The 6,408-nt window shown below is 63.8% G+C and carries 6 protein-coding genes; 1 reads left to right on the plus strand and 5 read right to left on the minus strand.

The genetic code is table 11. From position 1 onward, the window contains the following. Positions 1-194: 194 nt before the first annotated feature. Positions 195-410: a hypothetical protein gene (locus tag H7290_RS11070; RefSeq protein WP_290514072.1), complete on the minus strand. Its 216-nt coding sequence runs from the start codon at positions 408-410 to the stop codon at positions 195-197. Positions 411-528: 118 nt separating this feature from the next. Here H7290_RS11070 and H7290_RS11075 point away from each other — a divergent pair, with 118 nt between their 5' ends. Next, the gene (locus tag H7290_RS11075; RefSeq protein WP_290514073.1) at positions 529-1,575 is read left to right on the plus strand and encodes a hypothetical protein; all 1,047 of its coding nucleotides are present in this window, start codon (positions 529-531) and stop codon (positions 1,573-1,575) included. Here H7290_RS11075 and H7290_RS11080 read toward each other — a convergent pair. The 4 genes from H7290_RS11080 to H7290_RS11095 all read right to left on the minus strand — a co-directional run bounded on the left by H7290_RS11080 (position 1,547) and on the right by H7290_RS11095 (position 5,789). After that, positions 1,547-2,317: a class I SAM-dependent methyltransferase gene (locus tag H7290_RS11080; protein WP_290514074.1), complete on the minus strand. Its 771-nt coding sequence runs from the start codon at positions 2,315-2,317 to the stop codon at positions 1,547-1,549. The genes H7290_RS11075 and H7290_RS11080 overlap by 29 nt on opposite strands. Further along, complete coding sequence (locus H7290_RS11085; protein WP_290514075.1) at positions 2,317-3,087, minus strand: hypothetical protein; 771 nt, start codon at positions 3,085-3,087, stop codon at positions 2,317-2,319. The genes H7290_RS11080 and H7290_RS11085 overlap by 1 nt, the downstream gene beginning before the upstream one ends. A 131-nt stretch (positions 3,088-3,218) precedes the next feature. After that, the gene (locus H7290_RS11090; RefSeq protein WP_290514076.1) at positions 3,219-5,366 is read right to left on the minus strand and encodes a glycosyltransferase; all 2,148 of its coding nucleotides are present in this window, start codon (positions 5,364-5,366) and stop codon (positions 3,219-3,221) included. 111 nt (positions 5,367-5,477) lie between these two features. Continuing rightward, entirely contained in the window at positions 5,478-5,789 is a 312-nt protein-coding gene (locus H7290_RS11095) for a hypothetical protein (protein ID WP_290514077.1), read from the minus strand. Positions 5,790-6,408 lie beyond the last annotated feature (619 nt).

A 6,408-nucleotide genomic window follows, 5' to 3' on the forward strand; every position in this document is an offset into this window, starting at 1 on the left:
CCGGCACGCCACAGCCGTCCGGGAAGCCGCTGTATAAGCCGGCCGACGCGGTGGCCCGGCAGGCGATGGCGGCGTTCCTACACCGGTTCGCCACCAGACCCTGAGTCTCAGGCTTCGCCACTGGCACCCAACACCACCCCGCCTGCGACGGCGCCATACAGCCAGGCGCGCAGTCTGCCACCGGCAGCGTCGCCTCAGCCTCGTCGTGCTGGGCTGCCCGATTGATGGCGCAGCCCAGCACTCCCCTCGCGGTCCGCTGCACCGAACGTCTCGCCGAGACCGGTGCCGTTGCGCCGGTCGAAAGCATTGGCGACGGCTACGACGCCATGGCCGAAGCGTTCAGAGTCGAATTGGTCCGCAACCGCGGACCCTGGAAGGTCATCGACGACCGTTTTCAAGCGTTCCTTCATTCACACCGAGCTCGCGTGCGACCTGTGCGATTGGGCGTGAACTGTCAATCACGAGACGTGCAGCCTCGTGACAGCAATCGGGGATGAATTTTCGAGACTTCTGGGCCATGATCATATGATGGGTATCGGCTTCGACTTTATCTGGCCGTGGTCCAAGAGCCGCGGGGCAACCCGCTACCACATCTATTTTTTAAGGTGCAGCTTCTGCGGGCGTTTCAGTTTTCACCGAGGTGAGCCTATGCTCGGCCTTGTGGACCCATTAGTCGTCGTGCTTGGGATGCACCGCTCGGGAACGAGCGCCCTCGCCGGTTCGCTGTGCCAAGCAGGCGCCTGGGCCGGCGAGGCTGCCGATTTATATGGCCCGACCGTCGCGAACGCAAGCGGCTACTTCGAGCGGATCGACACAATGGCCGCAGTCGAGGCCCTCCTAGAGCGCCTCGGTGGCTCGTGGGACCTGCCCCCGCTCGACGCTCTTGATGGCGCAATGTTCAGCGTCGACGCCGCCCTTGCGGGCATATTTGCCGCCATGCGGGCCGCGGCACCGGAAGGTCGAATCCCACTGGTGAAGGACCCACGACTGACGCTTTTGAGCGGCGGAGTGCGGCGGCTGCTCGGCGACCGCCTGACCGTTGCACTGTGCGTCCGGCATCCACTGAGCGTCGCCCGATCACTGGCCCGCACAGAACGTGTCCCCCTGCATCACGGGCTTGCGCTCTGGGAGACCTACAACGCGGTCGCGTGCACCGCGCTAGCAGGACTGCCAGTACGGATGTTCTCGCTAGAGCACGCCCTCACACATCCCCAAGACCACCGTCGGTTGGTCGCGGATGTGCTTGCCCCGCTTGACTTGACCGAGGCCAGGCTCGACGCGGCGGTCGTGCATCTACGTCACGAGCTTGATCACGAGCGTGGACACGAACACGAGGAAAAGCAATGGCTGACGCTCGCGCAACGCGACCTATGGCACTGGCTGCGCGGGCTACCGAGCATCCTCGAACCGGTGCAGATTTCGCCCGTCGCCCGCGAGGTTTTGTCTACCGCACGCCAAGCGACGGCTCCAGCAGTCGCTGCTGCCAGGGCGGAAACCGGTCACGTCACCAAAAGACTGCATGATCTCATGTTGGAGTTCGAGCGCGTCAAAACGAAGGAACAGCCAGAAGCTTAACTCCGCTGATGCCCATCCGCGACGGAGGCATATCGGCCATCTCGACCGGCACGTGCACGGCGTCGGCCTGCAGGTGAAGCTTAGCGATGACGAAACCGGCCTGACGAAGAGCCAGGTGCAGCCCGTCTGCCGTTATCTGGTTGAGGGTCCGGTACTCCCGGTACATAACCTCAGCCCTGTCTGAAAACGTTTCCTCAGTCATGCGGAGCAGAATTTGCTCCTGGCTGTAGCGGTGCTGTGCGAAGCCCTCCGGGAACCATTCGACCAGGTGCGTCCCGTGCTCGGAGTCAAAGAAGGGCCACAACTGTATGAAGAGCACGCCATCAGCGGTCAGCACCCGCCGGATCTCGCGGAGCACCGAGACAGGGTCGCCAATGTGCTCGAACGCGGACCAACTGACGACGTAATCGAAAGAACCGTCTTCGATGGGGAACCCTGTTTCGCTACAATGGACGAAGCTCAACTCGGGCGGTAGCTCGGTCACGCCAGCGTGCTCAAGCGCCTTGCTACGCAGGTGGTCGACGTCAGTGGGACTAATGTCTAGCCCAACGAGCGAAGCCGGTTGCGCCCGCAGTGTCAATCCCAAGTCGATGATGCCGTCGCCGCAACCGACATCAGCAACGCGTTTCCCCTGCAACGAGATCCCATCACCAGCGAAGAACTCACAAATCTGTTCGACCGCGATCTCGAAGTGAGCAGCAAACCATACGTCGCGGTCAACCGACCCTGAGTAGTGGCTCACTAGTTCCCGCCGACGATCAGCAGGGCGAGGACAGCGCGAGTCATGCGATCACCTTTGTCGAGTTCATGCAGGGTCGGGGGCGTCACTGAGTGCTCATGTGCCGGGGGGCGAATACGGCCGACATCGGCCAACATCTCTAGCGACGCTAGCTGCGCCCGTCCGCCACCCCGGAGCTGGCCGCCGTTGAGGGTGTCAACGAGTGACGCGAAACGGGAGAGCAGCACAGCGATGTCCTCCTCTGTAGCCCTATACGGCGGACCGGTGGGTGACATAAGCCGGAGCACTCGTCCAGCAGCAGGCCGTCCTTCAACATTCAATAATCGGCAGAGCTCAAGCTCCCAGCCTGCTAAGCGGCGTGGTAGCGAAGGGAGCACTTCCTCAGCGATGGCGCGTATGCCCGAGGCGAGAACCGGTGGGGCGTCGAGCAGCCGCACCAGCCACTCGATCGGACACGCCGACGGGTGTACGGGCCACAGCCCCCCACCAGTCATCTCGGCGCCACGTAGGAGACGCGGCCACGCGATACGGCTCTCGTCTGCGAGCCAGCTCGTGAAGTCACGGACTGCCGCCCCCTCCGCGATGCTCTCTGACCAGATATCCAGGGCCTGCTCGAAGATCGGCAGAACCAATCCGTGTAGCTCAAGGGTGGAGCCTCGTTCGACAAGTTGGGCACGCGTCCCGTCGAGCCCAGCAACGTCGTCGGCGAAGTCCAGGGCGTCGACAAGCACCACGTGTGTCGCACAAGGATGCCCGCCGACGGCAGCGAGCACGTCAGCACACGTCGCCCCGGAGGCCGATACAAGAACGCCAGCCCGGCCTAGCGGCGCGGCCGCCGACTGGAGCACTAGCGAGACGGCACGATCCAGCCTGCTGCCGTGCGTCGCCAAAATAATAATACGGCTCACCTGCCCGCCCACAACATAATGCGACTCATCGCAGACCACCGACGCGAGCGATATATCTGTAAGAGTTCAGCCTCGCATTGACGGAGCCGGTCGAGCTCCACCTGCGAAGGTCCGCCGCCTACCTGCAGTAACAGTGGCGACTGCTGTGACCGCATGCGGGCGTAAGCCGCGCGAGGGTCAGCAAGAGCGCTGAGGCTCGTGGCTGCAAAGAGCGCCGCCGAGGAGGACCACTCCAGGTGCTCTCGCCGAGAGCGAAGCGCCGCGACATTCGCGGCCCGACTTTCAGGCTCCCGGGCGAGGCATTCGACCGCGTCCGCCCACTTCTTCACGGAGAAAGAAGACAAGACGGCGACGCTGGGGAGTACCTCGCGCAAGGATCCACCGCCGGATGACAAACATGGGACACCCCAGGCTCCCACTTCGAATGGCACCAGCCCAAACCCCTCTACGGTTGAGGGATACAGCACCACCGTGGCTGAGCGAACCAGATCGTGCAGGGTTGCGTCGCTGACAAAGGACGATCGCGTCCACACCAGCGAGCCTTCACCGCCTTTGTTGGCAGCCGCGTGCACGGCAGCTTCGGCAACGGAAAGCCGCGCTAGCTCTCCCTCACGAGACGAGCCCCACGTCGGGTCGGGCCCGGCGAGGTCGAGCTCGACCGCCCAACCACGCAGCGCGAGCTCCTCCGCGACAGAAACGGTGAACTCCCTGTTCTTGTGTAAAAAGGCGGCGCCGTACTGCACGAGCCTCAGCACCCGCCCGTTGTCGGCCCTCGCGACCGGCTCCCCGAGCAGTAGACGACGAGGGATCCCGCAGTGCGCGATGACGGGACGTTCCGCCGTGAGCCCTGCGGCAACCATCCAGTCGGCGACAGACTCAGACAGGGCAGACACGCTGTCAGCCGAGGCGACCGATCGCTCCTGCAATTGCCGGTATTGGATCCAGGTCTCCTCGTCCGGCCAGTAGCAAGGGTTCTCGTACGCGATCCCATCTAGAACGTGCAAGTGCCAACGCGGTGCCGCGGCAAACGCCAGCGCCAATTCGTCCTCGTGGTTGAATTGGCTGGGGCGTATAAACGCGTCGCACTCGTGCTGAATTGGTACCTCGCCGACAGCGAGCCGTCGCACGACCACGTCGTCCCCTAGCAAAAGAGCAGAGGGCTTCTCGATCAGTAGCGGGTTGTCACGGTCGACGTAGAGCGTGAGTTCCTGAACCTGCTCTTGCTGGGCCAGCGCGCGTGCCGTCTCTGTGACGAGCTGCGCGGTGCCTGTGCCTTCGACGCCCACCATCCGGTAGTCGATGCCGAGCTTTAGACCCCGCGCGTGAACCAGCCATGACCGCAGCCCAGTGATGCGAGGCAGCTCGAGACCAGAGCTGGAGTGCATCCGCTCAGCCTCGCGGACCTGCCGCGGGTAGGTCGGGTAACGCCGAGAAACCTCCGCGTCACCCTGCAATCTAGAGGCCTCGACATCGTTCTTCAGCGCGAACGACTCGGACCCAAAGTGGTACACGAAGACGTCGCAGGCAAGAAGATGGTGAAAGCCGGCCCGCAGGGCACGCTGAGAGAAGTCGACCTCCTCGCCGTACCCCTCGCCGAAAGCTAGGTCGAAGGGCCCGAGCAGGTCTAGGGCGGTGCGCCGGATGTAGACACAATGACCAATTGCGGTCGGCAGCGTCGCCACTTGTTCAGCTGAAGACGGATACCTGCCCGCGAGGACGTCACGCCAGTCGACAACCTTCTGAAAGTCGGGAAGAGCGGCGAGTGTGCCGTGATTGGTCGCGGCCGTGACGGTCGCGCAGCTGCTGTATCTGTCGGCAATTCGTTGCAGGCATTCAGCCCATCCTGGGCTCACGATTACGTCAGAATTGACTAGAAGCACGTCAGACTGTCCTGAGAGCTCAAATATTTGGTTGGACGTGCGGACAAACCCCTGATTGTCACGCCGCTGCACGACCTGGACCGGGCGGGCTGATTCGATAGTGACGGCAGCCAGCAATGCGTCGACCGCGTCGTCGCAGCTACCATCGTCGACAAGCAGCAGCGGTACGTCGGGAGGGGTGAACAAGTCTATCGACTGCAGGCACAGTGCTGTCTTGTCGGCTGCCCTGTAGACGGGCACAGCCACCACATAGCGGGAGGTCATGTCTTCCTTGAAGTTTGGTGCCCGGAACTGCTATTCCCTAGATGCGCCGCAGACACCAACCTCGGCATGCTGTGGACCGTCACGTAATTCCCCAGGGGTCCGTTGTGCAGGTTAGTCGGCGGGCGCCTCCTTGTCTTTGTCATTGGGCACGGCGGGTGAGGCGTGTCTGGATGCGCGCGTGAAGCGTTGCTGCGCGGCTTGGCGGGACACCCCGAGTTGGGTGCCGATCTCGGACCAGGGGTGGCCGGCCTGACGTGCGCGGGTGACGGCGGCGGCCAGGGTGACGTTGGCGGCGTTGGCGTGCTGGTGGGCGGCGCCGATCCAGGCCAGGACGTCGAGTTGCGGACTGGCCGGTAACGCAACTGACGATTGGCCCTTCCCGACGCTGGAGCGGCGGTCCGCGCAGGACTCACACAGCGCCACGGCGCCGAGCCGGACGGCTGCGGTCAGCGTGCATTGGGGCCTCGCGACGGTTGGTCGGCGTAGTGGCAGCGCACCGCGGTGTCAACGCCGGGTTGACGCCTGCGGCTCATGTCGGTGGCTGCTGGGTGGGCCGCTTGCGGGGGCGGTAGCTCGGTCTGAGGTGCCCCGCGGCTCTCGGACCACGACCAGATAAGGTCGAATCCGAGAGGTGTCTACGATCATGGCCCAGAAGTATCGAAAGTTCATCCCCGATTGCTGTCACGACGCTGCACGTCTCGTGATTAACAGTTCACGCCCGATCGCACAGGTCGCACGCGAGCTCGGCGTGAACGAAGGAACGCTTGGGTGCAGATCCGGCCGCCGTCCTGCGCCGACTCTTTCCCACAACTCACCCACCAGTCGCTACTGATTCGCGCAATTAGTTAACCGTAAGCACTCAGCTGGGCAGACCAGGGCGTCTGGACCCTCCGGTCGCAGACGGGGTGGTGTTGGGTGCCAGTGGCGAAGCCTGAGACTCAGGGTCTGGTGGCGAACCGGTGTAGGAACGCCGCCATCGCCTGCCGGGCCACCGCGTCGGCCGGCTTATACAGCGGCTTCCCGGACGGCTGTGGCGTGCCGG

This window comes from Aeromicrobium sp., assembly GCF_014378035.1.
Lineage (GTDB): Bacteria > Actinomycetota > Actinomycetes > Propionibacteriales > Nocardioidaceae > Aeromicrobium.